Raw genomic sequence first — 26,637 nt, 5'->3', positions numbered from 1 at the left:
GGCGTCCATGCGTGTGTACGCGTGGACGCCATTTTTAATGCGTCAGTATCCAGTGGATGCCGCGCGCCATGCGCAGGTCAGTTTGGGCAAAATGATTGCCGGGGTTGAGCTCCAGCGTTGTTGGGATGTCGCGCTCGATAAACAGCTTTTCCATCGCGCGCGTATCGTCGAGTACGTGCCGCATCATGCGGTTGGGCGTCTTGGTTTCCTTTTTACCGAGCGACAGATAGGCGGCGTCGGGCGTAGCCGTCATCGTGCGCTCGCGCGCGTAGTCGATAAAGCCGGGGAACCACAGCGACCCCGATGCACTCGCCACGCGCTCAAAGACATCTGTTTGCCAAAGTGCCCACAGTGCAAAAAGACCCGCCAACGAGTAGCCGGCAACGCTGCGCCAGGCGGGCGGTTGCGGGAGCGATGATTCGGCCTGGGGGATTATCTGCTTCAACAACTCGTCAAGAAAACCAGCAGCCTGTCCGCCAAAGGGCTCGGCATCTCGTATAGTTCCGTCGCATTCCCAGGGGCTCAGCTCGCGATTCCAATCGAGCCCTCCAATGGCGACAAGGGTGAACGGCGGGCAGTCGAGCTCTCGGCAGCGCTCGTAGACTTCACTACCGTTGCCCATAACCACGGGGAGATAGATGACGGGCGCGCCTTCCGCACACTCTGAATAAACGGTTATCTGCTTATGATGCGCTTCCAAGGCAGGCTTCTCTCAGTGTTGTGATATTGACAGCCTCAATTGTCGCACGCTGACACGGGGGCAGACGCTAAAAGAAAGGCGCGGAGCCGCTCGATGCGATTCCGCGCCTTGTTGTTTTGCTTTAGCAGACTATGCCGTTACGCCACGAAGAAGTAGACGAGGAAGGCGAGGGCTGCGATCCACATGAGCGGCTTGATCTTGGAGGCCTCGCCCTTAAAGAGCGCGACGACCACGTAGGCGATAAAGCCCAGGCCAATGCCGGCAGAGATGGAGTAGGTGAAGGGCACGCCGGCGACAATCATGAACGCCGGGAAACCCTGCGACACGTCGGACCAGTCGATCTCGGAGGCCTCGCTCATCATGAGGTAGCCGACGTAGACCAGGGCACCGCAGGTGGCGGCGCTGGAAACGATGGTGACGATGGGGGAGAAGAACGCGGCGAGAATGAACAGCACGCCGGTGGTGACGGAGGTGAGACCCGTGCGGCCACCGTCGGCAGCGCCGGAAGTGGACTCGACGAAAGTGGTGATGGAGGAGACACCCATGAAACCGCCCACAGCGGCGGCGGCGGAGTCGACGATCAGGATCTCCTTGATATTCTCGACGTTGCCGTCGTCGGTGAGGAACTCACCCTGCTTGGCTACGGCCATCGCGGTGCCCATGGTGTCGAAGAAGTCACTCATGAGCAGCGAGAACGAGATGACGAGGAGCGTGGGGTCGGTAAGGACCTTGACGATGGCGGGCACGCCGCCGGCGTCGGCGATGGGGCCACCGATGCTCGAGAAGTCGAGCGGGGCGATGATGCCGGTCGGAGCCTGGGTCACACCTAGGGGGATACCGGCGATGACGGCGACGACGATGCCGATGAGCAGCGAGCCGGGGACGTTGCGGCAGGCGAGGGCGACCGTCACCAGGATGGAGATGATGCCGACGATGAAGGTGGGGGAGGTGATGTCGCCCAGACCGACGAGTGTACCGGCGCCAGCGGTGATAATGCCGGCATCGCACAGGCCAATCATGGCGATGAACAGGCCCAGACCCACCGAGATGGCGTGACGCAGGACAACCGGGATGGCGTCCATGATGGCCTCGCGCAGGCCACAAAGCACGAGCAGCAAGATGACGACGCCCTCAAGGAAGATGACGCTCATGGCCACGTGCCAGTCACCGCCGCAGACGGTGGTGGCGATTCCGGCGATCATCGCGTTGACGCCTAAGCCCGACGCGCAGGCGAGCGGACGGTTGGCGAAGATGCCCATGCAGATGGTCATGATGCCGGCGCCCAGGCAGGTGGCGCAGGCGAGCGCTCCCGCATCGATGCCAGCGCCCGAGAGCACCGCGGGGTTGACGGCGATGATGTAGGCCATCGCCAGGAATGTTGTCAGTCCAGCGCGGAGTTCGGTCCCGATTGTGGACTTGCGCTCGCTGACGTGAAAAAGTTCGTCCATGCATACCCTTTCCTTGTTCGGCCCCGAGTTTAGGCCGATTGACACGAACTCACCCACTATAGCCCCTTTACGACGCTGTTGTTCCTCGCATGTTGATGTTCGGCGCTTTGTAGCAGACGGACGGTATTTTTCGCATGAAAATGTGTGGGTACCGTATACTTAAGCGGTTACAACGACCCCTATGGAGGAACGTATGATTAAAGAGCTTTGCCACGACGAGGCTATCCTGTCCCAGCGTTGCGAGGTTGCGACCGTCGAGGACGAGTCGGTCGCACAGGACCTGATCGATACCATCAAGTCGCTCGATGATGCCGGCTGCCTTGCCGCTAACCAGATTGGCGTTACCAAGAAGGTTTGCGTCTACCTGGACGATGCCGGCGAGCCCCACGTGCTCTACAACCCCCGTCTGGTGTTTGGCCTGGGCGCCAGCAAGATGGAGGAGAGCTGCCTGACGCACGAGGAGGTCACCAAGTCCACGCGCTATATCAAGTGCAAGGTTGCCTTTGACCAGATTGTCGACGGCAAGATGAAGGAGTGCCGCCGCGACTACGCGGGCTTTGAGGCACAGATGATCCAGCATATGATCGATCACTGTCTAGGAAAGTTGGTCTAAGGGGACCAAAGCACCGCACCTTGCCGCTCAATCGTCGCTCGCGTACCTTAAGTACGCTTCGCTCCTCTTTCTTGGCAATCTGCGGCACTTTGACCCCTTAGACGACCTGCGGGGTTAACTTGGTTGAGTTTATCCTGCTTGAATAGTCCGGGCGTGACATTGTTGTCATGTCCGGGCTTTTGTGTTTAGCGCCTTTTTGTTTGGAGACAATGAAATTAGCAAGAACGTAAAGCTAGGAGGCGCTATGTGTACGAGTATTCGATTTACCGATAATTCTGGCCACATGTATCTGGGCCGCAATCTCGACTGGAGCTTTGACTACGGCCAACAGGTTCGCGTGATGCCGCGCGGGTTTCACATTCCGTATTCGTTTATCGACGACGCGACGGCGGCGCACGCGGTAATCGGCATGTGCATCGATTACAGGAACTACCCTATGTTCTTCGATTGCGGCAACGATGCGGGCCTCGCCGTGGCGGGTCTCAATTTCCCGGGTTATGCCGAGTATGCCGAGGACCCTGTCGACGGCAAGACCAATATCGCGGCCTATGAGTTCCCCCTGTGGGTGGCAGCGACGTTCTCGACGGTCGATGAGGTCGAGGCCGCGCTGCGCGACACGGTGATTGTCGCCAAATCTGCCGGAGAGGGGCTGGGCGTGTCGCTGCTCCATTGGATTATCGGCGACAGCCAGCGCAGCATCGTGGTCGAGATGATGGCTGACGGCCTGCATGTATACGACGATCCGGTCGACACCCTTGCCAACCAGCCGACCTTTCCGTGGCACATGGAAAACCTGCGCACCTATATCACCGCCACAAGCGATTTTCCGCAGACGGCGACATGGCGTGGCGCCGAGCTCAAGCCCTATGGAGCCGGTGCCGGCATGCGCGGCATTCCGGGCGATTGCTATTCGCCGAGCCGTTTTGTAAAGGCGGCGTACCTCAATGCCAATTACCCGCAAAAGGAGAGCGAGACCGAAAACGTCGTTCGCATGTTCCGCTCGCTCGAGGGCGTGGTGATGATCGAGGGAGCGTCCAGGATGGGCGATGGCAAGTTCGAGAAGACTATCTACACCGGATGCTTTAGCGCGCGCACGGGCAATTATTACTACGCGATGTATGGGGATCCGTCGATTCGCTACGTGAGCCTGATGGATGCCGAGGGCGCGAGCCCCGATAGGCTCGTGGTTCCCGAGCCGCGCCGTTCGTAGCCGATAGCTTTACCGCAATGCAAAACGGCCCTGCATCTCCCGTGAGGTGCAGGGCCGCTTTCGTTGATTTGTGACGTCGCTAGAATTTGGCGTCGTTGAGTTGTTCACTTTCGAGGCCGTCGAGCTGTTGCTGTTCGGGCGTATCGGCGACGCTCTCGAGCAGCTCGGTGGGATCGACGTTCATGTCCCTACCGGCCTCGTTGCCGTTGACCAAGTCGTCCGAGAAGATGTCGACTTCCATTTCCTCGGCCTCTTCAATCTGAACCTCGAGCGGCACCTGGGTGCGCACGAGCTTAACGGCCGGGCGCATGCGGGCAAACAGCGGCACGTACTCGATGATGATGGCAGAGTTCTCGAGACCGTACCAGCGCGCCGGGCTTCCGCAAGCGCGGCGGACGGCGTACTTGATGGCCATCACGCGGTGGTCATTGCGGTTGATGTCCGTTTCGGGGGCAAGCATCTTGCGCAGCATGCAAAAACGGAAGTCGCCCACGTTGCCGCGCGTCTCGTAGATGGAGTAGGTGTGGTGCTGCGGCGGCAACTCACCCGAGGCCATCAGGTCGCCAACGATCTGGCGCAGGTAGGCGTTGATGCGCTGATTGACCTTAAAGCCCAGGTCCAAGCGCACGCGGAACAGGAAGTCCGTGCCAAAGGTCTCAACGGAATACTCGTGCGTATAGGGCTCGTCGGTAACGTGTACGTTGATGAACCAATATGCCTTGGCGCGCTTGGGGTGCTTGTCTAGGATGGAATAGAGCACGTCGCGGTCGAGTGTGAGCGGGTCGGGGCTGTTGGTGAGGAACACCAGATTGTCGGCGAGCACGGGGTAGGTCTCGTCATTGCGCAGGCGATTGAGCTGGTCGATGTACTTGGAGACGGGCAGCAGAATCGTCTGCGTACGCTCGATGGCGGTGCCGCGACGCCACACATACATAAGGCCAAACAGCAGTGCGGCCAGGAAGATCATGACGTAGCCGCCGTCAAAGAACATGGTGAGGCACGAAGCGAAGAAGCACAGCTCAATGGCACCAAAGAGCAGGGCAAAGATGCAGGCGCCCAGCTTGTGCTTGAGGATGCCGGCGATATAGCTCGTCAGCAGCGTGGTGGTCATGAGCATGGTCACGGTGATGGCGAGGCCATAGGCGCTTTCCATGCGCTCGGAGTTTTGGAACAACAGCACGATGAAGATGCAGCCGACCCACATGATGTTGTTGACGAGCGGAATATAGAGCTGACCCTTGGTGTCGCTGGGGTAGTGGATGCGCAGGTGCGGCATAAGGTTGAGGCGCGTTGCCTCGGATACCAGCGAGAACGAGCCGGTGATGAGCGCCTGCGAGGCGATGATGGCCGCCACGGCCGAAAGCACAATGGCAAAGGGGCGCAGGGGCTCGGGAAGCATCATATAGAACGGGTTAACGATATCCATCGCGAGCATCTGGGGGTTGGAGTTATTGGCGAGTAGCCAAGCTCCCTGACTCAGATAGTTGAGGATAAGGGCCGCCTTAACAAATGGCCAGGATGCATAGATGTTTGCCTTGCCCACGTGGCCCATGTCCGAGTAGAGTGCCTCGGCACCGGTTGTCGACAGGAAGACAAAGCCGAGCACCATAATGCCCGAATGGTTGATGGGCGAGAACAGGAACATAATGCCGCGGATGGGGTTGAGCGCGCGCAAGATGGACAGGTTGCCGAGCATGTTGAACAGACCGGCGCCTGCCAGGAACAGGAACCACAGCGTCATGAGCGGGCCGAAGAGCTTGCCGATTGACGAGGTGCCGGCGCGCTGCATGGCAAATAGGCCGCAGATAATGATGATTGTGATGATGATGACGTTGGTCTGGCCGTCGCCCAGCAGCGCATGGCCCCATTCGATGGTGCGCAGACCCTCGATGGCTGTGGTGACCGTGACGGCGGGGGTGAGGATGCCGTCGGCAAGCAGTGCCGCACCGCCGATCATGGCGGGCAGAATCAGCCATGGTGCCACCTTGCGTACGAGGCTGAACAGGGCGAAGATGCCGCCTTCGTTGTGGTTGTCGGCCTTCATGGCGATTACCACGTACTTGACCGTGGTCACGAGCGTTATGGTCCAGATGACGAGCGAAAGCGCGCCCAGGATCATGTCCTCGCTGACGGTACCGATGCCGCCGTTGTTGGCGACGATTGATTTCATGGTGTACATGGGGCTCGTGCCGATGTCACCATAGACGACGCCGAGCGTTACGAGCAGCATGCCAGCGGAGAGGGGGATGGCTCCGTGCCCGCCTTGCCCGTGCTGGTCTTGGAGGTTTGCCTCCAGTTTATTGTGTGCCACGAGGACTCCCTTAGACATCCGGTTATCTGTCTAGGACAAAAAACTTTATGCCGTCTTTATACATACAAGAGCAGTTTGGCACATCGGGTTATTTTAGACAATAATCCTCAGCTGGGGATTATTTATCTACGCAGGTAGTATTTCAAAGCAGGGGCTTTTAAGCACGTACTGTCTGGGCGATGCCAGCCTTGGCGTTTGCGCGTTTGCCGGCGAGTTCGCAAAAAATCGCGCCGCCGATGATAAGCGCGGCGCCCATCAGGCGGACCGGTGTTATGGCTTCGCCCAAAAGGACGGCCGAGAACACGACGGCCGAAAGCGGCTCGAGGTAGCCGACGACCGCGACGGTCTGGACGGGCAGCTTGGCGACGGCACTAAAGTAGAGCAGGCAACCGATGCCGGTGTTGACGACGCCGAGCATGACGACGGCGCGCCAATCAATACTGGCGGCGACGCCGGCGGACAGGAATGAGGGAGCGCCCTGCGTGATGAGCGTGAGGACCAGCGCGGTCACAAAGGCGGCGCTCACCTGGAGCGTGGAGTTCTCGAGGCCTTCGATGTGTGGCGCACCCTTGCTAGCGATGACCATCAGCGCATAGCAAAATGCCGAGGCGATACCGCAGGCGATACCCGCAATGGGCATATTGCCGCCTAGACCTTGTGCTGCAATGAGAAAAGCACCGCAAGCAACGGCGATAAAGCCGGCGATTTTGCCGCCGGTCAGCTTTTCGCCAAAGATGAGCGGGGAGAGCGCCATGACAATGATGGGGCCGCAGTAGTACAGCAGCGAGGATACGCCGACGCCGATCGTCTGATAGGCGCGGAACAGGAAAATCCAGCTGGCGCCCAGTGCGGCTCCCGAGAGAAGGAGTGCTGCGGCTTCGCGGGGACGAGATGGTGCCTGCAGTTTATGGCGTTGGGTGATGGCGAGGATGGTGACAAGCGAGAGCGCGCCCAAAAACGTGCGCAGGAGCACGATATCGGAGCTCGACAGCGCGATGGCAGCGGCGATGATGCCGTTGGAGCCAAACAATAGCAATGCTGCTAAGTACGTAAACAGTCCGTTGTCCATGCGCTGACATCCCTTCTATATCCGAGCATGTTCACTATGGGTGAACTGGCTTTAGAAGAAAAGCGAATATAATGCATGGATAACATGACAAAAACTCATGCAAAGGTGGAGGGGTGCCGTGGAAACGAATATTCAAAAGATGCAGGTGCTGCTCGAGACCGTGCGCGCCGGCAGTTTTACGCGCGCCGCCGAGCGGCTGAGCTATTCGCAGTCGGGCGTGAGCCGTATGGTGGCCGATCTTGAGGCAGACTGGGGCTTTAAAGTGCTCGATAGAAGCCGCGAGGGCGTAGTACTTTCTGCCGATGGGCGGCAAGTCATGCCGGCGGTCGAGGCGTTATGCGAGGAATTTGTTCGTTTGCAGCGACGGGTGGATGAGATGCGTGGGCTCATGCGCGGCAAAATCTGCATCGGTACGTTTTCGAGCGTGGCGACCCACGTGCTGCCGCCGGTGATTGCGCGCTTTCGCGCCGATCACCCGGACGTCGATTACGAGTTGCTGATGGGCGATTACTCAGAGATTGAACAATGGGTGGCAGAGGGCCGCTGCGATCTGGGCTTTATCCCGCGTGAACCCCGAGAAAACGGCATGGCATCGCGGTCTTTGGTGCGCGACGAGTTGATGGCGGTAGTGCCGGCGGACTCTTTGCTTGCCACGGCGGAGGTCGTTTCTCTTGCCGATTTAGCCAACGAGCAGTTTATTCTGCTAGAACGAGGCACCGATGATGAGATTACGCCGCTGTTTCGCCGCGCGGGCCTGGCGGTGCGCTCTAAGCTGTCGACCTGGGATGACTATGCGATTATGGCTATGGTCGAGGACGGCCTGGGCGTGAGCATTCTTCCCGCGCTCATCTTGCGCCGCTGCCAGTTCGATGTTGCCGTGCGCCCACTCGAGGGGCATCCCCATCGGCAGATCAACGCCATATATCGAACGGCCGATGTTTCGCTTGCTGCCGCCCGTTTCCTCGAATACCTCTAAACGTGTGCGTGTCATTGTCCGCTTTGGGCAAATCTCAGAGTCCGGCGCATTTTCTTATGAAATTGAACTTCCCGATAATGCGCCGCGCTATACTGCTGCCTAAATTGAACCCAGGTTCAATTCGTGTTCTATAAATTGAACTTTGCCAGCAAGGAGGTTCTAGTGGCCCAAGAGACGTTTAGCGATCGCCTGCGACAGACTATGTCCAATCGCGACGTTCGCCAGTCGGACGTAATCCGCGCATCGGAGATGCTCGGCAAAAAACTCGGCAAGAGTCAGATGAGCCAATATGTGAGCGGCAAGACGATTCCGCGGCGCGATGTGGCTGAGCTGCTCGCCCGTATTTTGGAGGTCGATGTTACCTGGCTGCTCGCCGGCGACGCCGATCAAGGCGAGGCATCATCACCCCGCAACGATTCCAAGCCCGAACCCCATCCCTCAGCTCAAATTGCAAGGAGCACCACCATGCGTACTTTTTCTAAATCCACCAAACTCGACAACGTCCTGTATGACGTGCGCGGTCCCGTCGTCGACGAGGCCGCCCGTATGGAGGACGAGGGCGAGCGCATCCTCAAGCTCAATATCGGCAACCCGGCGCCCTTCGGTTTCCGCACACCCGATGAGGTCATCAAGGACATGCGCCAGCAGCTGCCCGACTGCGAAGGCTATTCCAACTCGCGTGGCCTGTTCTCCGCGCGCAAGGCGATCATGCAGTATTCGCAGATCAAGGGCCTGCCCAACGTTCAGATGGAGCATATCTACACGGGCAACGGCGTGTCCGAGCTCATTCAGCTTTCGATGAACGCGCTGCTCGACAACGGCGACGAGATTCTGATCCCCAGCCCCGACTATCCGCTCTGGACGGCGTGCGCAACCCTTGCCGGCGGTCATCCCGTACATTATCTGTGTGATGAGCAGGCGGATTGGTATCCCGACTTGGAGGATATGGAGTCCAAGATTACGAGTGCGACCAAAGCCCTCGTCATCATCAACCCCAACAACCCCACGGGTTCTGTCTATCCGCGCGAGGTGCTCGAGGGCATCGTCGAGATTGCGCGCAGGCATCAGCTGATGATCTTTGCCGATGAGATCTACGACCGCCTGTGCATGGACGGCTACGAGCACGTCTCGATTGCCTCGCTCGCCCCCGACCTGCCCTGCGTTACCTTTAGCGGTCTGTCCAAGTCTCACATGATTGCGGGCTATCGTATTGGCTGGATGGTGCTTTCGGGCAACCAGCGCTGCATGAGCGACTTCATCATGGGTATCAACATGCTCTCCAACATGCGCCTGTGCTCCAACGTGCCGGCTCAGTCGATCGTTCAGACGGCACTCGGTGGCCATCAGTCCGTTAACGACTACATCCGTCCCGGCGGCCGTGTCTACGAGCAGCGCAACTTTGTGTATGAGGCGCTCAACAAGATTGACGGCATCTCGGTGGTTAAGCCGCGCGCGGCGTTCTACATCTTCCCCAAGATGGATGTGAAGAAGTTCAACATCACCGATGACGAGCAGTTTGCCCTCGACCTGCTGCATGAGAAGAAGATCCTGATCACGCGCGGCGGCGGCTTCAACTGGGCTGAGCCCGACCACTTCCGCATCGTGTACCTGCCGCGCATGGAAGTACTCAAAGAGTCCCTCGAAGACCTCGCCGACTTCTTCGATCATTACCGCCAGGCGTAACGGCAAGGGTAGCCTGTAATGAAACGGTCGGCCCGCAACGGATGCGGGCCGACCGTTTTCTGTCTAAGCCCGTGCTGTTAGCGCTTGTCTCGTTGAGCGGGCGAGGTTCGCGCGTGAGCGGCTAGTTCTATTCCAAAATGGAATACAGTGGGCTTAAGCTGGAATTGATGTCCGGGTACCTGCTTTTCTAGAATGTTTTCAACAAGATGAAAGGCGGTTCCAACCAATGATTATCGATGCAAATTCCTACTGGTTCGACGAGCGTATCTTTCATGACGAGACGCTCTGCGAACAGTTTTTGGCCGAGGTACCCCGCGCCTATGACACCGAAGGCTATCTGACCATGAATTCCGCCGGCAAACGACAGATCGTGATCGAGATGCCCGCCGGTTCTCCGGGTCTTAACTACATTGAGGGCGACTACACCCTCGAGAAGCGCTTGGCCGATATGGATGAGGCGGGGGTCGACAAGGCGATCCTCAAGCTCCCCGGCTGCCACGAGTGGATGTCGCTCGAGATGTGCCGGCGTTTCAACGACGGTATGGCTGCTGACGCGAAGGCGTCAAATGGCCGTCTGATTCCGCTTGTCGCCGTGCCGCCCTTTGGCACCAAAGCGAATTTGGAGGAGCTCGACCGCAGGCTCGACGATGGTTTTGCGGGTGTGCAGCTCTGCGCTCACTACGGCAAGCGCTATCTCGATGATCAGGTCTTCTCGAGCTTTTTCGAGCACCTGAACGAACGCCATGTCACCGTTTACGTGCACCATGTTCCCGTGCCGGTCGAGAACGAGTCGCTTCTCGCGTACGACAACCTTCGCCGCTCTTATGGCCGCTGCGTCGACCAAACTACGGCGATCGGCCGAGAGATCTTTGGTGATTTCTTTGAGCGCTACCCCAATATCAAGATGGTCCACTCCATGCTCGGCGGCGCATACTTTGCGTTCAAGGAGATGCTGTTGCCTCATGGTCCCAAGCGCCCTGATGCTTCTGGCCGTTTTCAGGTCGATACCGAGACCGTTTCCAGGCGCCTCGAGAACAACATCTATTTCGACATGTCCCATGCTCAGCCTTGGGGCAAGACACTCCTCGCCTGCGCGGTTGACGTGCTGGGTGCAGACCATATTGTTTTTGGCACGAGCTATCCCGTTAAACGCGAGTGGCTCACCGAGGGTGTCGCCTGCGTTCGCGCTGCAAATCTGAGCGATACAGACAGCGACCGTGTGCTTGGCGGTACGGCGCAGCAACTGTACGGTGTCGAGTGAGCGGCAATCAGAGGGGAGTATCTGCCATGGACGAAGGAGAGATGAGGGCTGGGGCCGCTCGTGTGGCCATCGATCTTGGTGACGTGTTGCCGTTCGACGGTTTCGACGAACTCCGTCATGAGGTCTTCGCCCGTGCCCTTATCATCGAGGGGACGGGGCGACGCGCCTGCGTCCTTTCGCTTGAGGTCACCTCGATCGCTCCGGCTCTACTCGCCGATCTGCGTGAGGTTGTTGAGGATGCCGCCAATTGCAGCGGTGCTTATTCTTGGGTGGTTCCTACCCACACGTTTTCCATGCCTCACGTCCGCACTCCCGGGCATCTTGCCGACGATGCTACCCGCAATCGCAACGAGCGCTATCGCGCAGCGCTCGTCGCTGCCGCCCGCACGGCTGTCGAGCGCGCTGTTGCGGGCATTCGCTCTGCCACGCTCGCCACTGTGGAGGGCGAATGCCCCGTGAACGTTAATCGCGACATTGAGACGCCTGCCGGCTGGTGGTTGGGCTCGAATCCCGGGGGGTTTGCCGACCACACGATGCCCGTACTCGCCATAAGGGATGCCGGGGGCGAGTATGTTGCCGTGCTCGCGACGGCGGACGTTCAGTCCTCCGTGCTCGACGGGTCGCGCGACTCCGAGGGGAGGCACATGGCGAGCGGAGACCTCTTTGGTTTTGCCGCCATGTCACTCGAGCGCGAGCTGGGCGGCGTTGCCCTGTTGCTGCCAGGCGCCGCGGGCGACCAAGGTCCGGCAGAGCGCGCCATGAACGTCTTGTTCGATGCGGCCGGCGTTAAGCAGACGGTCGATGCCCATGAGGACGGATACCGCATGCTGCACCAGCAGGGGCAGGCTTTGGGCGATGCTTTAGTCGAGGCCGCTCGCATGGCGCGTGAGGATGACGCTACTGGCATCGATGCCCGCACGGTCGACGTTCTCCTGCCTGCTCAGACACGCGCCGATTTTCACTCTTTGGCTCCGCACCGAACGTATGAGTTTCATGCCGCTGGCGAGCAGCGCACGAGGGTCTATCTGCTCCGGCTGGGAAACGTCGAGCTTGTCGGCGTACAACCCGAGGTCTCGAGTGCATTCGGCGCCACTGTGCGCGCCGCTCGGTCCGGCTCTGTGTTCTTTGCCACGCTCGTCAACGGCGGACAGAAGTACCTACCGGCTCCCGACGCGTACGAAAAAATCACCTATGAGGCTATGAACTCCGGTTTTGCCGCCGGATCCCATGAGCGCCTCGTCGAAATCATCATTGCCGCCTTGAATGCGGCGTGACACAGAAGGAGAACGTGCATGAACATTGGACACGCGCGCCGCAAAATTACCCCACAGGGCGACATCTACCTGATTGGCTACCGCAATCTTCCCAACCGTCTTGAACCTGCGACGGGCGTCCATGATGACGTCTTCGCCAACGCCATCCTCTTCCAGCAAGGCGAACGTGAAGTGTTTCTCTTTAATGCCGATGTCCTCGAGTTCGAGGAAAGCATGGCCGAGGAAGTCAAGACAATGCTCGCCGAGCGCTACGGCATTGACCGTGATTGCGTTCTGCTCTCGGCGACGCACGACCATACTTCAATCGTCGCTTACCACCGCAGCTGGTGGACGGGAAAATTCGACGAGGACTACTACCGCTGGTTCCTCGATACCATTTGCCAATGCTTTGAGGAGTGCCGCGCCAACGCACAGCCCGCGATTTGTCGCTTGGGCAAGCAGGTCATCACCGGTTTCTACGACAACCGCATCATCCCAGGTGAACTCGCCGACAATGAGGTCATTGTCGTATCGTTCTTCGATACCGAAGGCAATCCATTTGCGGGCTTTGTGAACTGGGCGGTGCATTCCGCCTGCGTCGGACCCGACTGCACGGAGCTCACGAGCGAACTCGCCGGTCTTACCGGCAAAAAGCTCGCTCAGAGTCTTGGCTACTATCCGGCCATGGTCGTCGGTGCTGCTGGCGACTGTAGCGACCGCAATTTTCGCCAGGGACGCGGCATTCCCGAGGTCGAGCGTGTTTCGACCGGTCTTGCCGAGGCGATTTCCCAGATCAAGCTCGATCGCGAGGTCGTTCTCGACCGCATCGAGCCTCAGACGTTCTATCACACCGTTGCCCATGGCGACTTTTCGCTCACGCTTAAGTGTGCCGTCATCAGTCTGGGCGGCCTGCATCTCTTTGTGTTCCCGAGTGAGCTCGGCAGCGACCTGGGTATTCGCATGAAGCGCGAATGCCCAGTCGAGGGAATAGTTTGCGGTTACACCAACGGCTATTTCGAGTATTTCCTTCCGGCACGCGAGTACGGCCTCTCCTTTGAGACCGAGCGTACTCAGATTCCCCAGGGCGAACCAGAACGTCTGTGTGACAAGTTCTGCCAGACGACGAGACTTCTCGGCGCAGCAGATTCGCGTCTGTAGACCTGATTGCGTGACATGGGCCAATGAGGCTCGCTGCCATGTGATCGGCATCTTCCATCTTCTCTGCCGTTTCCCATCCCGGGCGTACGTGCGTCCGCGGATTTCAAAGGGGGAAGCGGGTTCCTTGCTCTCCCACGTCGACTACGGAGGCATGAAATCGATGCTATACCCCGCTCAGAAAAAGGAGAATTCCATGAAATACCAGAAGCTTTGCGATGAAATCATCACAAAGGTTGGTGGTCGAGACAATGTGTTAGACGTGAGCCACTGCATTACGCGTCTCCGCTTCCACCTCAAGGATGAATCGCTCGCCCAGACCAATGAGCTTAAGGCGACGAAGGGTGTCGTTGACGTCATCCAGGCCGGCGGACAGTATCAGGTCGTGATTGGTGCCACTGTCGAGGCCGTCTACAACGACCTTGTTCAGATTGGCGGGTTCGACTCCAAACCCGCACTCGATATCGATGAGGGCGACGACGTCAAAAAGGGCGATCCATTCTCGCGTCTGCTTGCCATCATCTCCGAGATTCTGCAGCCGGTTCTTGGTGTGCTTATGGCCGGTGGCTTCATCAAGTCGATGCTTGCGCTCTGTACGGTTGCCGGTTGGCTCGCTAAGGACAGCAATACGTATGTGACGCTCTCGGCAATCGGAGATTCGGTCTTCTATTACTTTCCGCTAATCATTGGCTGGACGTCGGCCAAGAAGTTCGGACTTAAGCCCGTTATGGGAATGGCGCTCGGCGGTATCCTCGTCTATCCGACGCTCGTTGCCCTTATGGGCGGAGATCCGCTCTACACGCTCGGCGCCGGTACGGTCTTCGAGTCCAATGTCTACGGTGATATTTTTGGCATCCCGCTGATCATGCAGAATTACTCATCGACGATTCTGCCTGCGATCTTTATCGTCTGGATTGCCTCCAAGGTGCACAAGGCCCTTTCTAACGCGCTGCCCGCGCTTGTGAGCTCGTTCTTCTCCAACATCCTGACGCTCCTCATTTGCGGCATCCTTGGCCTGCTTGTGGTCGGTCCGGTCATGACGGTCCTCTCCAATATCGTTGCCCAGATCATCTTGATGCTCATCAACTTCCAGCCCGCCATCGCCGGCTTCGTCATCGGCACGTTCTGGAGCCTGCTCGTCATGTTCGGCCTGCACTGGGGTATCATCCCGCTGTGGTTTCTCGATGTCGCAACCTACGGCTATGACCTCATTAACCCGCTCGTGTATGCAGGCGGTTGTGCCATCGCCGGCGCTGTGCTTGGCATGATCATCCGAACCAAGGACTCCGAGGAAAATGCTGCCGTCAACATTCCCGCCCTTGTCTCTTCGATTTTCGGTGTCAACGAGCCTGCGCTTTACGCCATCTTGCTGCCGCGTAAGCGCCTTATGTGGGCAACCTTTATTTCCGCTGGTGTAGGCGGCGCCATCGCCGGCCTCATGGGTGCCAAACTCTATGCCTTCGGTGCCTCCGGCCCGCTCGGTTTCCCGAGCTTTATTAACCCTGCCGGCATCGACACGGGCTTTATCGGCCTTGTCATCTCCGGTGTGGTCGCTTTCGTTCTGGCTCTTGTCGCCGCTATGGTGATCGGTACCAGGAAGGACGAGGGCGGTAAGGCGCTCAACATCTCGGTGGACTAGTCTTTTTGCGCACTTTGATTAAATATGCCTCGGACGGCGACGTGCCGCCCGAGGCATATTTGTGTTTCGTGCCGCTGCCAGCGTGTTTGCGGACATAAGTCTGCCGTTGTGGGGCAGCGGGATTATGACGGTCGTGCCGGGATGGAAGACGCACGGTCGCCCTGCAGGAGCTGACGGTAGGGGAGGAAGCCAATGAACGAGACGACCGCCTGCGAGTGCGCGGCGTTTCGCTTGAGGTAGAGCCTGACCTCGGAGGTCGTCGCGGGCTCAAGCGGCACCAAGGCTACCTTTCCGCTGGCGAGCGATTCCGCCGGCTTGCGCATGAGGAATGAGACGCCGGCGCCGCGCGCGACAAGGGAGATGATGTTCTCGGCTCGTTTGCCGGTGAACGTAACACGTGGGCCAAATTCAGCTTCGCGACAAAGGGAAAGGACGAGCTCGCTTACGAACGAGCCTTGGGGAAGCATGAGGAAATTCTCGTCGATAAGGTCGTCTATCTCGACGGCGTCACGTTCGGCGAGCGGATGGTCGAGCGGAAGGACGGCCACGAGCCGGTCGGTCGTAAAGGGAATCTTTTTGAACTCCGGCTCGATGGCGCCGCCGTCACGGATGAAGGCCAGGTCAATGTCCTCGTGCAGGAGCATGCGCTTGAGTGTGTCGCCCTCGCCCTCGATGAGCTCGACAGAATATGAGGGGTTCGCCTGCTGAAAATCGATGACGGCGTCCGTGATCCCATAAGGGGCCATAATGGGGATAGAACCGACGGTGAGGTGCTCGAGCGGCTCACCTGCGCCTATTTGAATGGCGGCAAGATAGCGGTGCTGAAGCGTCGCAATTTTTTGCGCATAGGGGAGGAGCGCTTCACCTTGCGCGGTGAGTGTTACGTGGCGCTGGCTTCGATCGATGAGCTTGCAGCCGAGTTCGTGCTCCATTGCCATGATGTGCTTGGAGAGGGTTGATTGCGACATGAAAAGCAGTTCCGCCGCATCAAGAAACGTGCGTGACTGCGCTAAGATGGCGAATTCGCCAAAGCGGCTGATATCCATAGGGAGGCCTCCGGTACCCTCATTTTGGCAGGTGGCCTAAACCACGACGCCATTGCAGTGGTCGATTTCGTGCTGGATGATCTCGGCGGTGTAGCCCGAGAAGTTTTTGATGCGGTGGACGAAGTTCTCGTCCAAATACTCAACCTTAATGCGGCGATAGCGGGTACAGGGACGCTCGCCGATCAGCGAGAGACATCCTTCGCTCGTCTGATAGGCATTGACCTGCTCAAGAATTTGAGGGTTGTACATCAGGAGTGTCCTGTTGCCGTCCTTTACGCAGATGATGCGTTTGCGCACGCCGATCATGTTGGCGGCGAGGCCCACGCACTCGCGCTCATGCTCGTGGAGTGTATCTAGGAGATCCTGCCCGGTCGCGGCATCGTCGGGTCCCGCGTCTTCGGAAGGCAGACGCAAAAAGAACTCGGATTTCATGATGGGCTTAATCATGGCGGGCTCCTCATGTCTTATGCTTTCGTGGACTTTTAATAATAGCGCGGAAGGAAAGCTGTGCGTCCGCGTTACAATCTTTCGATGTTGGACCATGTTGCCAGATTCGTCGTGTACGGCGTCTGGCGTAAGTCTAGGGCTCATTTTTCGCCCTGGACCGTTCCTCTGGGGCGATGCGACTGTCGTTCCAAGAGGAAGGAAATGCATGGGGAGCAAATCTCAGCAACAAGTTCAAGTAACGCCATCGGCCTCTGCGGCGATTCTCGTCGTAATGTATATTGCAGCCTTTGTTGCCGCGTTTAACGAGAACATCATTAACGTGGCGTTGCACGACATTATGGCAGCCTTTTCGGTGAGTGCCACCACGGCACAGTGGCTCGTCTCGGGCTACATGATCGTGACGTCGATCTTTACGGCCATCATGGCCTTCCTGTCCGGCCGTTTCTCGACGCGCAAGCTGCTGTTTTTCGCATGCGGATGCATGGTCGCCGGCGAAGTCCTGTGCCTGTTCGCTCCGTCATTTAGCGTTTTGCTGCCAAGCCGTATTTTGCAGGCTGCAGGATCGGGCATTTTGTTCCCGCTCATGATGAACGTGGTGCTGTCTTGCGCCCCGCGCGAGAAGCTTGGTCTGTATCTGAGCCTGGGCGGTGCCTGCATTACGCTGGGGCCGGCGTTTGGACCCGTGATCAGCGGTCTTATGTGCACGTTGTTTGGCTGGAGGGCGGTGTTCGTAGTGCCGCTGGTGGGCGGCATTGTGGTCGCTGCGGCGGGCGTAAAGCTTGTTCAGAATGTCGGAGAGCGTTTGAACGCCACGCTTGATATTCTGTCGGTTGTTTTGCTCGCTGCCGGTATTACGGCATTTGTGTATTCCGTAGGCGAGTTCTCGACCAATCTGATTGCCGGCATCGTGACGCTCTTCGCCGCCATTGTGCTGCTCGGCCTGTTTGCGGTCCGCCAGCTCAAGCTCGAGCATCCGGTGCTCAACGTGCGCCCCATGACGAGCGTTCGTTTTTGGCCTGCGTGCCTGCTTGTGGTGGTGTCGATGATGACAACGTTCTCGATGAGTGTTTTGTTGCCGCTCTATTTTGAGGGCGCATACGGCATGACCGCACTTATTGCGGGCTTACTCATTTTGCCGGCGATTGCCTGCAACGCCGTGACCTCGATTGTAGGCGGACGTGTGATGGACGCCCGTGGCGCATGGCCGCTGCTGCCGGTCGGCTTTGCCCTGATTGCCGTGGGGCAGACTGCCATCTCGATGACGGCGGCAAGCATGAACATCGGCATCGTCGTGGCGCTGACCGTTGTGGTGTATGCCGGAGTCGGTTTGGTGCTGAGCCCCTCGCAAACGGCCGGCTTGGAGACGCTACCCGCCGCTGAACATCCTCACGGAACGGCATTGCTTAACACGTGGAATATGATTGCCGCATCGTTTGGCCCGTCGCTGTTTATCGGCCTGCTCTCGAGTTCTGCTGCGACCGCCGGCGCCGCTGGCGCTGCGACGGACGTTGCCCAGGCGATTGGATTTGCAGCTGCCGTGCGTGTGGCGGCTGCAATTGCCGTGGTCGGGTTCGTGGCGTCGCTGGTGTACGCTCGTCGCGTGTCACACATGTCGCATTAATGTGTGCACATAGATTCTGCAGCTAGATTGGATGGCGACACCATAAACTAATGGACGTTTTGCCGAGAGGCATGAATGTTTAAAGCGCAAAGAGTGCGCGACGGGCCCCGCGAATGGGGCGATGATGCCCGAGAGGGCTAAGAAGGAGTCTCATGTCCGAGAACGAAGAGATCATGAACGAGACCGAGAACGAGACCATGGCTGCTGAGGTCGAGGCAGTCGAGACCGTGGAGACCGAAGCTGCCGAGGTTGAGGCTGCTGACGAGGTTTCCGCCGAGGAGGAGGCCGAGGTTGTCGAGGCCGCCGTTGATTACGATGACGAAGAGCTGATGGACAAGATGCAGAAGGCCGCCCGCCTGCTGCGTAGCCGTCGCTTTGCTATTTCTAAGGAGGAGGAGGCCAAGGCCGAGCGCATGGCGAACATCGAGCGCGCCATCAAGCTTCTTGACCTCAAGCCCAAGATGGAGCAGAAGGAAATGTCCGACCTGCTGGGCATGCGCCTTCGTGAGCTCGATGGCCTGATGGCCGAGGCCGAGGCTGCCGATCTGGTCGGCCGCATCGACGACGCCGAGGGCGATATGCGCAAGATCGTTGTCTTCGCTGCCGAGGATGCCGCTGAGGGCCTGGTCGAGCTTGCCAACAAGAAGGAGAAGCTCCTGCCCGAGCTTTCTTACGAGGAGGCCACCGAGCTGATGGCCGCTCTCGATAAGGTTATCGCTCCGCTCGTCGCCATGGGTCTGGACGAGGATCGCGGTCCTCGCGGCGGTCGTGACGATCGCGGTGGCCGTGGCGGCGACCGTGGCGGTCGCGGCGGCTTTGGCGATCGTGGTGGCCGTGGTGGCGACCGCGGCGGTCGCGGTGGCGATCGTGGCGGCCGTGGCGGCTTTGGTGACCGTGGCGGCGACCGTGGCGGTCGCGGCGGCTTTGGCGGCAACCGTGGTGGCTATGGCGATCGCGGTGGCAACCGTGGCGGCTTTGGCGGCAACCGTGGTAACGACCGCGGCGGTCGCGGTGGCGATCGTGGCGGCCGCAACGGCGGCGGCTTCCGCGGCAACCGCTTCTAGTTGGGTTACGCGGTTTTACCAAACCGCGTAACTAGTTGACGCTGCGCGCCCACCAGAGCGACAACTTGTCATTCAAAGAGGACGGCATGACCAGAAGGTCTATGCCGTCCTCTTTTCATGTCAATTTGTTCGCTCTGGTGGGCGCTCGCTGCCGGTGCCAAAACATCGGCATTGCCTTGATCCAGACCTGCTAAAAGATAGTCGTTGGGGACGTTCTTGTTTGACTAGTCGTTTAAGAACGTCCCCAACGACTACATAGCATGAGAGTGGATAATCTCCCAGTTTGAGCCTGCATTCAAGCTTAAAGTGGGAGATTATCCACTCTCGTTTCGTTTGTTGATTTCGATGCCTACATTTGTAGAAACATTTCGTGGAGGCGGGTGTCTTCGTCGAGTTCGGGGTGGAAGGTTACGCCGAGCTGGTTGCCCTGGCGGGCGGCGACGATGCGGCCATCGACTTCGGCCAGGGCCTTGGCATCGCCGTGGACCTCGACGATGCGGGGCGCGCGGATAAACGTCAGCGGCACTTCACCGTCGATGCCAGCTACCTGCCCCTTGGTTCGAAAACTGCCGAGCTGCCTGCCGTAGGCATTGCGCTCAACGAGCACATCCATGGTTGCCAGGCGCGGCGTGCCCTTATCGTCATGGGCGGCAAGGTCGTGAGCCAGCAGAATCAGGCCGGCGCAGGTGCCCAGGACGGGCATGCCTTCAACAATGCGGGTGCGAAGCTCCTCGAGCATGCCCAACTCATCAAGCAGCTTCCCTTGAACGGTAGACTCACCGCCGGGAAGTACCAGACGGTCAAAGTCCTGCTTCAAATCAGCCGCCTGCCTCAGCTCAATACAGTGTGCGCCCAGCTCGGACAGCCTCGCCTCGTGCTCGGCAAAAGCACCTTGGACCGCCAGCACGGCGACCGTCTGGTCTGCGTAATCGCTCATGTGCGATCCTTTCTGCTGGACTAGCGTCCGCGCTCTTCCATGATGATCTCGATCTCGTCGGCGTTGATGCCCACCATAGCCTCGCCCAGGTCCTCCGAAAGCTCGGCAATGAGTTTGGCATCGGTGAAGTTTGCCACGGCCTTGACGATGGCGGCTGCGCGCTTGGCGGGGTCGCCGCTCTTAAAGATGCCCGAGCCGACAAAGACGCCTTCGGCGCCCAGCTGCATCATCAGCGCGGCGTCGGCGGGGGTCGCTACGCCGCCGGCGGCAAAGTTCACGACGGGAAGCTTACCCGTGGCATGGACCTCGCGCACCAGCTCGACCGGAACCTGCAGTTGCTTGGCTGCCTCAAAGAGCTCGTCGTCGCGCAGGGCAACAACGTCGCGGATCTGCTTTTGGATTTTGCGCATGTGACGCACGGCCTGAACGACGTCGCCCGTGCCCGGCTCGCCCTTGGTGCGGATCATCGTGGCGCCCTCGGCAACACGGCGCAGCGCCTCGCCCAGATCGCGGGCGCCGCAGACAAACGGCACGTCAAACTGGGTCTTGTCGATGTGATAGACGTCATCGGCGGGGGAGAGAACCTCGGACTCGTCGATGTAGTCGATCTCGATAGCCTGAAGGACCTGCGCCTCGACGATGTGACCGATGCGGCACTTGGCCATAACAGGGATGGAGACGGCCTCTTGGATGCCCTTGATCATCTTGGGGTCGCTCATGCGCGAGACGCCGCCCGCGGCACGGATGTCGGCCGGGATGCGCTCGAGAGCCATGACGGCGCAGGCGCCTGCCTCCTCGGCGATGCGTGCCTGCTCGGGCGTGGTGACGTCCATGATGACGCCGCCCTTGAGCATCTGCGCGAGCTCGCGATTGAGTTTGACGCGATCTGCCTTGCTGGTCTGTTCTGCCATGGTTGCTCCCTTGGTTGGCATGTGCATTGCTTGACGGAACATCCTATCGGGGAGCTGGGTATGGCAAAATACTCAGTTTTCGAGATAATAACAAGGTCAGACTAATACCAGATTGAATGGCTTAATAAGGTCAGGTGATAAACTCATGCTTGACTACAATTTGGAAAAACGCGGCGAAGCATCGCTCTATGAGTATGTTTACCAGCAAATTCGAGATGATATTGTTGCTGGCCGTATTGCGGCGGGGGAGCATCTGCCGTCTAAGCGCGCCTTTGCCAGTCATCTGGGAATCAGTGTCATTACTATCGAGAATGCATATAGCCAGCTACTTGCCGAGGGCTATATTTGCTCAAAGCCGCGGCGTGGCTACTACGCTTGCAAGCTTCCGGATGCACCGGTTTTGCCTTTGGCTTCGGAGGGCATCGACCGAGATGCCGTCTCTGTGGACCCCAGCGCGCATGATGTCCGCGGGCGGGTCGAGCAATTCGACGCACTTTCTCCTTCCGCTTTGGAGGCGGCGCGGCTTTGGCAAAGCGCGCTACGGGCGACGCTGGCATCCGAAGACGAGCGCGAAATCTTTTCGCCCGCACCGGCGCAGGGCACTGCTCGGCTGCGACGCGCAATTGCTCACCATCTGCACGGGACAAGGGGTATGAATATCGACCCCAACAACATCGTTATCGGTGCGGGCGCCCAGCTGCTCGATACCATGTTGGTTCAGTTGCTTGGCGCGGACAAGGTGTATGCGGTTGAGGATCCGGGCTATTTGCGTCTGACGCGCATCTATCAGGCTATGGGTTGCAAAGTTCGACATATCCCGTTGGATGATGACGGCGTGGACCTGAGCGCTCTGCAGAAAGCTGGGACCGATGTCCTTCACCTTATGCCGTCCCATCAGTATCCCACCGGTCTTGTGACGAGCATTGCGCGTCGCTATGCGTTGCTGAGCTGGGCCGCCGAGCGATCAGGTCGGTATCTCATCGAAGATGACTTTGATTGTGAGTTTCGCCTTGCCGGGAAGCCGATTCCCGCGCTCGCGTCGATCGATGCCGCCCAGTCGGTTATCTACACCAACACGTTTTCGAAGAGCCTTTCATCGGCGTTGCGTTTGGCGTACATGGTGTTGCCCGATGAGTTAATGGAGCGGTTTAGGCGCAACCTTGGTTTCTACGCCTCGTCGGTGAGCTCTGTTGATCAGGTCGCTTTGGCGCGTTTGCTGGAATCGGGTGATTACGAGCGACATGTGAACCGCGTGCGCGTTCGTGCTCGCGAGGCGCGTGATGGCCTGATGGCGCTTGTGCGGAAGGTATTTCCGGCAGGAGAGGTCTCGATCGAGCATGCAGACGCGGGCCTTTACTGTATCGTGGTTGCGGAGCGTGGAACGGGCGGAAGCTCTTTTGCGCAGGCTCTCACGCGCTCGGGTATTCCGTTTATCGATATCAGCGACTGTTATTGGTGTGCCGATGGCGCATCTGTCCCTGAAAACTCAACTCAAATTCTTGTCCAGTATGACGACCTGAGTCCGGAAGTGCTTAATACCTTGGAATTGCAGCTAATGGGGGCGCTCTGCAATCTAAGTGAGTAGGCTTTTGGCGCTTTGGCGACCGGGTCGTTTTGAAACAAGCTATCTACCTGTGGTTTTGAGAAGCAGGATGACTGGCCTGCGCGGCAAGTTCGAAAAAGTCTACTCACTTGCCGCGTAAAGCTTCTGCATGAGAAAAAAAATGGGGTTTTCAACAGGGCTTCGTCCAGCTCTCGACAAGCTTTTGGCCAGTTGGGGAGGGCTGTTGAAAACTTGGCAGTCCGTTCGGCGCCATTTTTGGTGCGTTCGCGCCAATGCGTGACTGACTGGGTTGAAATTCGTGTTCTCCTGTGCCTATGAAGGATCTACTTTGTGACATATCGGCTTTTAGGTACTGGCGTTTGCCTCCTCAAGTCCGCGCTTTGTGTCCGCCGCTTCCACGACCGGAAGAAGACCGGCAGCGATATGATCTCGCCCGCAACCCGACGGCTGCGGTCGCGCTCGGTTTTCCGTTGTATACATTGGTTCGGACGAGAAACAAACGGACTTGTCCTGCCAGCATTAGGCAGCGGCTGTTCCTTGGTGAGCTTCCCAGGGAATCCGTGCTGGAAACGGAGCATGGGTTTTTGATTACGTCTCCTCTACTGACGGCATTCATCATGTCGCGGCATCTGACGGATCTTCAGCTTCTTTTGGTATTGGCGGAGATGTGTGGCTTGTTTGCGGTGTGTGCCCTGCCGGCGGCACTTGAGGCGGAGCTTTCGCGTGCAATTGATTCGGGCGCGATTTCGACAACGTTCGGTTGGGTGCGCTGTCCGTCCGAGGACGGCACCGCCTCAAATTTATGGCGTCGAGACGCTTTGGTTTTGGGCGGAGACCTTCACCGTTTTTGTTCAGATGTTTGCGGGATACGTTACGGCAATAGATTTAGGGAGGTGTCGCAACTCGTTCCATTGGGTGCCGCATCGCCTTTTGAGGTCGAGGCGAATTTGTTGCTTGCACTGCCGCGGTCCCTGGGAGGCGAAGGTTTTTGTGGCATAGAGCTTAATGTTGAAGTGATACTAAGCACAAGTGCTCGAGCGATTGTGGGAAAGTCCCGTGTATATATCGACCTACTTCTTTCTTCGCCGGACGGTAGGCGACAGGTGGCCATTGAATGTCAGGGAAAGGCCTCGCACGGACGCGCAGGGGATGGCTTGCGTGACGCTGACCGCATGACGGCCCTTCAGGCCATGGGCTACGATGTGCTTCTCCTTACACACAGACAGATATCGGATGAGGATAGATTCCGCGCGATCGTTAAGGCCGTATGCAGGATGCTCGATGCTGAATATCGTGATAAAAGCTCGGATGAGCAAAGGGCTGAGGCATTACTCCGGTCTGAACTATTCATTGACTGGACAAAATTGGGAGTAATCGACGGAAAGATGCCCGTTAGACACAAAATGGCTCGATCGTGGACGGCTGCGAATCTAAGTGAGTAGACTTTTGGCACTTTGGCGACTAGGTCGTTTTGCAACAAGGCATTTACCTGCGGCTTTATAAAGTGATATGGATGGTCTGCTCGGCAAGTTCCAAAAAGTCTACTCACTTAGTTTTTGACGAGAAGCCGATGCCGAAGGCGGTCCTATTTCAGGGCGTTAACAAGTTCGTGAGGCACGAAAAAGGCCCGAACCAATACGGTCCGGGCCTCATCGAGCTTGAGGTTATGTCTCAGGCGGTTGGCTTAGCCAAAGTAGCGCTTGAGCAGGCCGGCGAAAGCCTTGCCGTGGCGGGCCTCGTCGCGAGCCATCTCGTGCACGGTGTCGTGGATGGCATCGAGGCCGGCGGCCTTGGCACGCTTGGCAAGATCGGTCTTGCCGGCGGTGGCGCCGTTCTCGGCCTCAACGCGCATCTCGAGGTTCTTCTTGGTGGAGTCGGTCACGACCTCGCCCAGGAGCTCGGCGAACTTGGCGGCATGCTCGGCCTCCTCGTGGGCAGCCTTTTCCCAGTACAGGCCGATCTCGGGATAGCCCTCGCGATGAGCGACGCGAGCCATGGCCAGGTACATACCGACCTCAGAGCACTCGCCCTCAAAGTTGGCGCGCAGGTCGGCAACGATGTCCTCAGAGACACCCTCCATCTTGGCGACGCCCACGACGTGCTCGGCGGCCCACTCGAGCTGGCCCTCCTCCTGCTTCAGGAAACGAGAACCGGGAACGCCGCACTGGGGGCACTTAAAATCCTCGGGCAGCTGGTCGCCGTCGAACTCTTCCACATAACCGCAAACGGGGCAAACAAACTTCATGATTCGATCCTTTCGATCGATGGCGATTGCGCGCTCGTCCGGTCCCGTAAGGGCCCTCTCCGGACGTGCGTCTTGACGAGTTCTATTATCCATAAATGCAACCAAATGTGAAGCCTATTAGGAATGATTTTTAATAAAACAATTTTGAGATATGAAGATGTTGATTGATTAACGATTGGCAGGCCGTCTTTGACCGCCGCTGCGTACAATCGGGCGAGCAAATGTTGACCTATCAACAAATGAAGGAGTTTCCTTTATGCATCTAGCCCGTCGTGCCTGGTGCCGAACATATCAGACGGTTTTTCGCATTGCATTGCCGATCCTGCCCTATACCGAGCCGCGCATTTTAGAGCATGCCGAGGATGTGCCCGCGGTGCTTCAAAAGCGCTCGATCCAGAAGGTCCTTATCGTGACGGATCCCGGCATTGCCCGTCTGGGGCTCACGGCACCGCTCGAGACGGCGCTCGCATCCAGGGGGATTGGCGTTACGGTCTATGCCGAAACGCGTGCGAACCCCACGGTCTCAAACGTGGAGGAAGCGGCGGCGCTGTATCGCGAGAACGACTGCCGGGCCATTATCGGCTTTGGCGGAGGATCAGCCATGGACTGCGCCAAGGGCGTGGGCGCACGCATCGCGCAGCCAAACAAGCCCATCAACAAGATGCGCGGCCTGTTGAGGATTCATCGTCGCCTACCGCTGCTTATTGCGGTTCCCACTACCGCCGGTACGGGAAGCGAAGTCACGCTCGCGGCGGTTATCACCGATGACGAGACGCACTACAAGTACCCCATTAACGACTTTGTGCTCATCCCGCGCTTTGCGGTGCACGACCCCGAGTTTACGTGCGGCTTGCCCGCTTCCATTACGGGGCAGACGGGCATGGATGCCCTGACGCATGCCGTCGAGGCGTTTATCGGGCGAAGCACCACGCCCTATACACGTAAGATGGCGCGACAGGCGGTTCAGCTCATCCATGACAATTTGCTCGAGGCCTATGAGCATGGCGACGACATGCACGCTCGTCGCAATATGCTTTCGGCGGCGTATAAGGCGGGTGTTGCCTTTACGCGCTCCTATGTTGGATACGTTCACGCCATCGCACACAGCTTGGGTGGGCGTTACGGGATTCCGCACGGCTTGGCCAACGCTATCATCCTGCCGCATATGCTTCGCGCCTATGGCGAAGCTGCTGCTCCTAAGCTCGCCGATCTTGCCCGCATGGCCGGTATCGCGCCGGCTAACGCGCAAGACAACTTGGCGGCCGAGGCCTTTATCGATTGGGTCGACCGCATGAACGAGGCCCTGGGAATCCCCAAATATGTCTCGGGTATTCGCCGCTCCGATATTCCGCAAATGGCGGCCCATGCCGATGCCGAGGCCAATCCGCTATACCCCGTTCCGCTTCTAATGGACCGCTTGGAGCTCGAGCATATGTACGAAGTCGTTGCGGGTGGTATGTTTGAGGACGAGAATTAGGAGGGTC

General features: G+C 58.5%; 22 protein-coding genes. 13 read left to right on the top strand and 9 right to left on the bottom strand.

Annotated features, from left to right (window positions below; genetic code table 11):
- Positions 1-34: 34 nt before the first annotated feature.
- Positions 35-700, bottom strand: a complete 666-nt coding sequence (locus GDJ93_RS08135; RefSeq protein ID WP_152068410.1) for an alpha/beta hydrolase — start codon at positions 698-700, stop codon at positions 35-37.
- Positions 701-837: 137 nt separating this feature from the next.
- The gene (locus tag GDJ93_RS08130; protein ID WP_152068409.1) at positions 838-2,148 is read right to left on the bottom strand and encodes an NCS2 family permease; all 1,311 of its coding nucleotides are present in this window, start codon (positions 2,146-2,148) and stop codon (positions 838-840) included.
- A 193-nt stretch (positions 2,149-2,341) separates the two neighbouring features.
- Between GDJ93_RS08130 and GDJ93_RS08125 the strand changes: the two genes are divergently transcribed.
- Both GDJ93_RS08125 and bsh read left to right on the top strand, forming a co-directional pair.
- On the top strand, positions 2,342-2,761 hold the full coding sequence (locus tag GDJ93_RS08125; RefSeq protein ID WP_035137017.1) for a peptide deformylase: 420 nt from the start codon (positions 2,342-2,344) through the stop codon (positions 2,759-2,761).
- Between the two features lie 244 nt (positions 2,762-3,005).
- The gene (bsh, locus tag GDJ93_RS08120; protein ID WP_035137018.1) at positions 3,006-3,971 is read left to right on the top strand and encodes a choloylglycine hydrolase; all 966 of its coding nucleotides are present in this window, start codon (positions 3,006-3,008) and stop codon (positions 3,969-3,971) included.
- A 79-nt stretch (positions 3,972-4,050) separates the two neighbouring features.
- On the opposite strand, the gene GDJ93_RS08115 is transcribed toward bsh, so the two are convergent.
- Positions 4,051-6,300 carry a KUP/HAK/KT family potassium transporter gene (locus GDJ93_RS08115; protein WP_152068408.1) on the bottom strand — a complete coding sequence of 750 codons (2,250 nt, stop codon included), beginning with the start codon at positions 6,298-6,300 and terminating at the stop codon, positions 4,051-4,053.
- 139 nt (positions 6,301-6,439) lie between these two features.
- On the bottom strand, positions 6,440-7,351 hold the full coding sequence (locus GDJ93_RS08110; protein WP_152068407.1) for a DMT family transporter: 912 nt from the start codon (positions 7,349-7,351) through the stop codon (positions 6,440-6,442).
- 118 nt (positions 7,352-7,469) lie between these two features.
- On the opposite strand from GDJ93_RS08110, the gene GDJ93_RS08105 reads away from it, so the two are divergent.
- From GDJ93_RS08105 to GDJ93_RS08080, 6 genes are all read left to right on the top strand, one after another.
- Positions 7,470-8,327 (top strand): LysR family transcriptional regulator, encoded by an 858-nt coding sequence (locus GDJ93_RS08105; RefSeq protein ID WP_226812551.1) that lies wholly within the window; start codon positions 7,470-7,472, stop codon positions 8,325-8,327.
- A gap of 201 nt (positions 8,328-8,528) precedes the next feature.
- Complete coding sequence (locus GDJ93_RS08100) at positions 8,529-10,010, top strand: aminotransferase class I/II-fold pyridoxal phosphate-dependent enzyme (protein ID WP_152068440.1); 1,482 nt, start codon at positions 8,529-8,531, stop codon at positions 10,008-10,010.
- A gap of 226 nt (positions 10,011-10,236) precedes the next feature.
- Complete coding sequence (locus tag GDJ93_RS08095; protein ID WP_152068405.1) at positions 10,237-11,271, top strand: amidohydrolase family protein; 1,035 nt, start codon at positions 10,237-10,239, stop codon at positions 11,269-11,271.
- Positions 11,272-11,297: 26 nt separating this feature from the next.
- Entirely contained in the window at positions 11,298-12,545 is a 1,248-nt protein-coding gene (locus GDJ93_RS08090; RefSeq protein ID WP_152068404.1) for a hypothetical protein, read from the top strand.
- A gap of 18 nt (positions 12,546-12,563) precedes the next feature.
- Entirely contained in the window at positions 12,564-13,682 is a 1,119-nt protein-coding gene (locus GDJ93_RS08085) for a neutral/alkaline non-lysosomal ceramidase N-terminal domain-containing protein (RefSeq protein ID WP_152068403.1), read from the top strand.
- Positions 13,683-13,875: 193 nt separating this feature from the next.
- Complete coding sequence (locus tag GDJ93_RS08080; RefSeq protein WP_152068402.1) at positions 13,876-15,318, top strand: PTS transporter subunit EIIC; 1,443 nt, start codon at positions 13,876-13,878, stop codon at positions 15,316-15,318.
- Positions 15,319-15,440: 122 nt separating this feature from the next.
- Here the strand turns inward: GDJ93_RS08080 and GDJ93_RS08075 are convergent, their stop codons facing one another.
- Both GDJ93_RS08075 and GDJ93_RS08070 read right to left on the bottom strand, forming a co-directional pair.
- The gene (locus GDJ93_RS08075; protein WP_152068401.1) at positions 15,441-16,364 is read right to left on the bottom strand and encodes a LysR family transcriptional regulator; all 924 of its coding nucleotides are present in this window, start codon (positions 16,362-16,364) and stop codon (positions 15,441-15,443) included.
- 36 nt (positions 16,365-16,400) lie between these two features.
- Entirely contained in the window at positions 16,401-16,811 is a 411-nt protein-coding gene (locus tag GDJ93_RS08070) for a peptide deformylase (protein WP_035137030.1), read from the bottom strand.
- Positions 16,812-17,016: 205 nt separating this feature from the next.
- On the opposite strand from GDJ93_RS08070, the gene GDJ93_RS08065 reads away from it, so the two are divergent.
- On the top strand, positions 17,017-18,432 hold the full coding sequence (locus GDJ93_RS08065; RefSeq protein ID WP_152068400.1) for an MFS transporter: 1,416 nt from the start codon (positions 17,017-17,019) through the stop codon (positions 18,430-18,432).
- A gap of 152 nt (positions 18,433-18,584) precedes the next feature.
- A complete protein-coding gene (locus GDJ93_RS08060; protein WP_035137032.1) occupies positions 18,585-19,496 on the top strand; it encodes a hypothetical protein in 912 nt (303 codons plus the stop codon).
- A 349-nt stretch (positions 19,497-19,845) separates the two neighbouring features.
- On the opposite strand, the gene pdxT is transcribed toward GDJ93_RS08060, so the two are convergent.
- Complete coding sequence (gene pdxT / locus GDJ93_RS08055) at positions 19,846-20,433, bottom strand: pyridoxal 5'-phosphate synthase glutaminase subunit PdxT (protein WP_152068399.1); 588 nt, start codon at positions 20,431-20,433, stop codon at positions 19,846-19,848.
- 20 nt (positions 20,434-20,453) lie between these two features.
- A complete protein-coding gene (pdxS, locus tag GDJ93_RS08050; protein WP_022094325.1) occupies positions 20,454-21,344 on the bottom strand; it encodes a pyridoxal 5'-phosphate synthase lyase subunit PdxS in 891 nt (296 codons plus the stop codon).
- A 145-nt stretch (positions 21,345-21,489) separates the two neighbouring features.
- Here pdxS and pdxR point away from each other — a divergent pair, with 145 nt between their 5' ends.
- Together pdxR and GDJ93_RS08040 are read left to right on the top strand one after the other, a co-directional pair.
- Entirely contained in the window at positions 21,490-22,929 is a 1,440-nt protein-coding gene (gene pdxR / locus GDJ93_RS08045) for a MocR-like pyridoxine biosynthesis transcription factor PdxR (RefSeq protein ID WP_152068398.1), read from the top strand.
- Between the two features lie 539 nt (positions 22,930-23,468).
- The gene (locus GDJ93_RS08040) at positions 23,469-24,350 is read left to right on the top strand and encodes a hypothetical protein (RefSeq protein ID WP_152068397.1); all 882 of its coding nucleotides are present in this window, start codon (positions 23,469-23,471) and stop codon (positions 24,348-24,350) included.
- 242 nt (positions 24,351-24,592) lie between these two features.
- Here GDJ93_RS08040 and GDJ93_RS08035 read toward each other — a convergent pair whose 3' ends face one another.
- A complete protein-coding gene (locus GDJ93_RS08035; protein WP_022094328.1) occupies positions 24,593-25,153 on the bottom strand; it encodes a ferritin family protein in 561 nt (186 codons plus the stop codon).
- 256 nt (positions 25,154-25,409) lie between these two features.
- On the opposite strand from GDJ93_RS08035, the gene GDJ93_RS08030 reads away from it, so the two are divergent.
- A complete protein-coding gene (locus GDJ93_RS08030; RefSeq protein WP_152068396.1) occupies positions 25,410-26,630 on the top strand; it encodes an iron-containing alcohol dehydrogenase in 1,221 nt (406 codons plus the stop codon).
- Positions 26,631-26,637: the final 7 nt, after the last annotated feature.

The organism is Collinsella aerofaciens (genome assembly GCF_902501475.1).
In the GTDB taxonomy this organism is placed as follows: Bacteria; Actinomycetota; Coriobacteriia; order Coriobacteriales; family Coriobacteriaceae; genus Collinsella; species Collinsella aerofaciens_AL.
Note: the sequence above shows the minus strand (reverse complement) of the source record. Positions and strands in the feature narration are given on the sequence as shown.

Coding starts and splice junctions, on each gene's coding strand:
- bsh (WP_035137018.1), top strand. CDS start 3,006: ATGTGTACGAGTATTCGATTTACCGATAATTCTGGCCACATGTATCTG.
- pdxT (WP_152068399.1), bottom strand. CDS start 20,433: ATGAGCGATTACGCAGACCAGACGGTCGCCGTGCTGGCGGTCCAAGGT.
- GDJ93_RS08100 (WP_152068440.1), top strand. CDS start 8,529: ATGTCCAATCGCGACGTTCGCCAGTCGGACGTAATCCGCGCATCGGAG.
- GDJ93_RS08095 (WP_152068405.1), top strand. CDS start 10,237: ATGATTATCGATGCAAATTCCTACTGGTTCGACGAGCGTATCTTTCAT.
- GDJ93_RS08090 (WP_152068404.1), top strand. CDS start 11,298: ATGGACGAAGGAGAGATGAGGGCTGGGGCCGCTCGTGTGGCCATCGAT.
- GDJ93_RS08080 (WP_152068402.1), top strand. CDS start 13,876: ATGAAATACCAGAAGCTTTGCGATGAAATCATCACAAAGGTTGGTGGT.
- GDJ93_RS08130 (WP_152068409.1), bottom strand. CDS start 2,148: ATGGACGAACTTTTTCACGTCAGCGAGCGCAAGTCCACAATCGGGACC.
- GDJ93_RS08115 (WP_152068408.1), bottom strand. CDS start 6,300: ATGTCTAAGGGAGTCCTCGTGGCACACAATAAACTGGAGGCAAACCTC.
- GDJ93_RS08110 (WP_152068407.1), bottom strand. CDS start 7,351: ATGGACAACGGACTGTTTACGTACTTAGCAGCATTGCTATTGTTTGGC.
- GDJ93_RS08070 (WP_035137030.1), bottom strand. CDS start 16,811: ATGATTAAGCCCATCATGAAATCCGAGTTCTTTTTGCGTCTGCCTTCC.
- GDJ93_RS08075 (WP_152068401.1), bottom strand. CDS start 16,364: ATGGATATCAGCCGCTTTGGCGAATTCGCCATCTTAGCGCAGTCACGC.
- GDJ93_RS08085 (WP_152068403.1), top strand. CDS start 12,564: ATGAACATTGGACACGCGCGCCGCAAAATTACCCCACAGGGCGACATC.
- pdxR (WP_152068398.1), top strand. CDS start 21,490: ATGCTTGACTACAATTTGGAAAAACGCGGCGAAGCATCGCTCTATGAG.
- GDJ93_RS08125 (WP_035137017.1), top strand. CDS start 2,342: ATGATTAAAGAGCTTTGCCACGACGAGGCTATCCTGTCCCAGCGTTGC.
- GDJ93_RS08060 (WP_035137032.1), top strand. CDS start 18,585: ATGTCCGAGAACGAAGAGATCATGAACGAGACCGAGAACGAGACCATG.
- pdxS (WP_022094325.1), bottom strand. CDS start 21,344: ATGGCAGAACAGACCAGCAAGGCAGATCGCGTCAAACTCAATCGCGAG.
- GDJ93_RS08065 (WP_152068400.1), top strand. CDS start 17,017: ATGGGGAGCAAATCTCAGCAACAAGTTCAAGTAACGCCATCGGCCTCT.
- GDJ93_RS08030 (WP_152068396.1), top strand. CDS start 25,410: ATGCATCTAGCCCGTCGTGCCTGGTGCCGAACATATCAGACGGTTTTT.
- GDJ93_RS08035 (WP_022094328.1), bottom strand. CDS start 25,153: ATGAAGTTTGTTTGCCCCGTTTGCGGTTATGTGGAAGAGTTCGACGGC.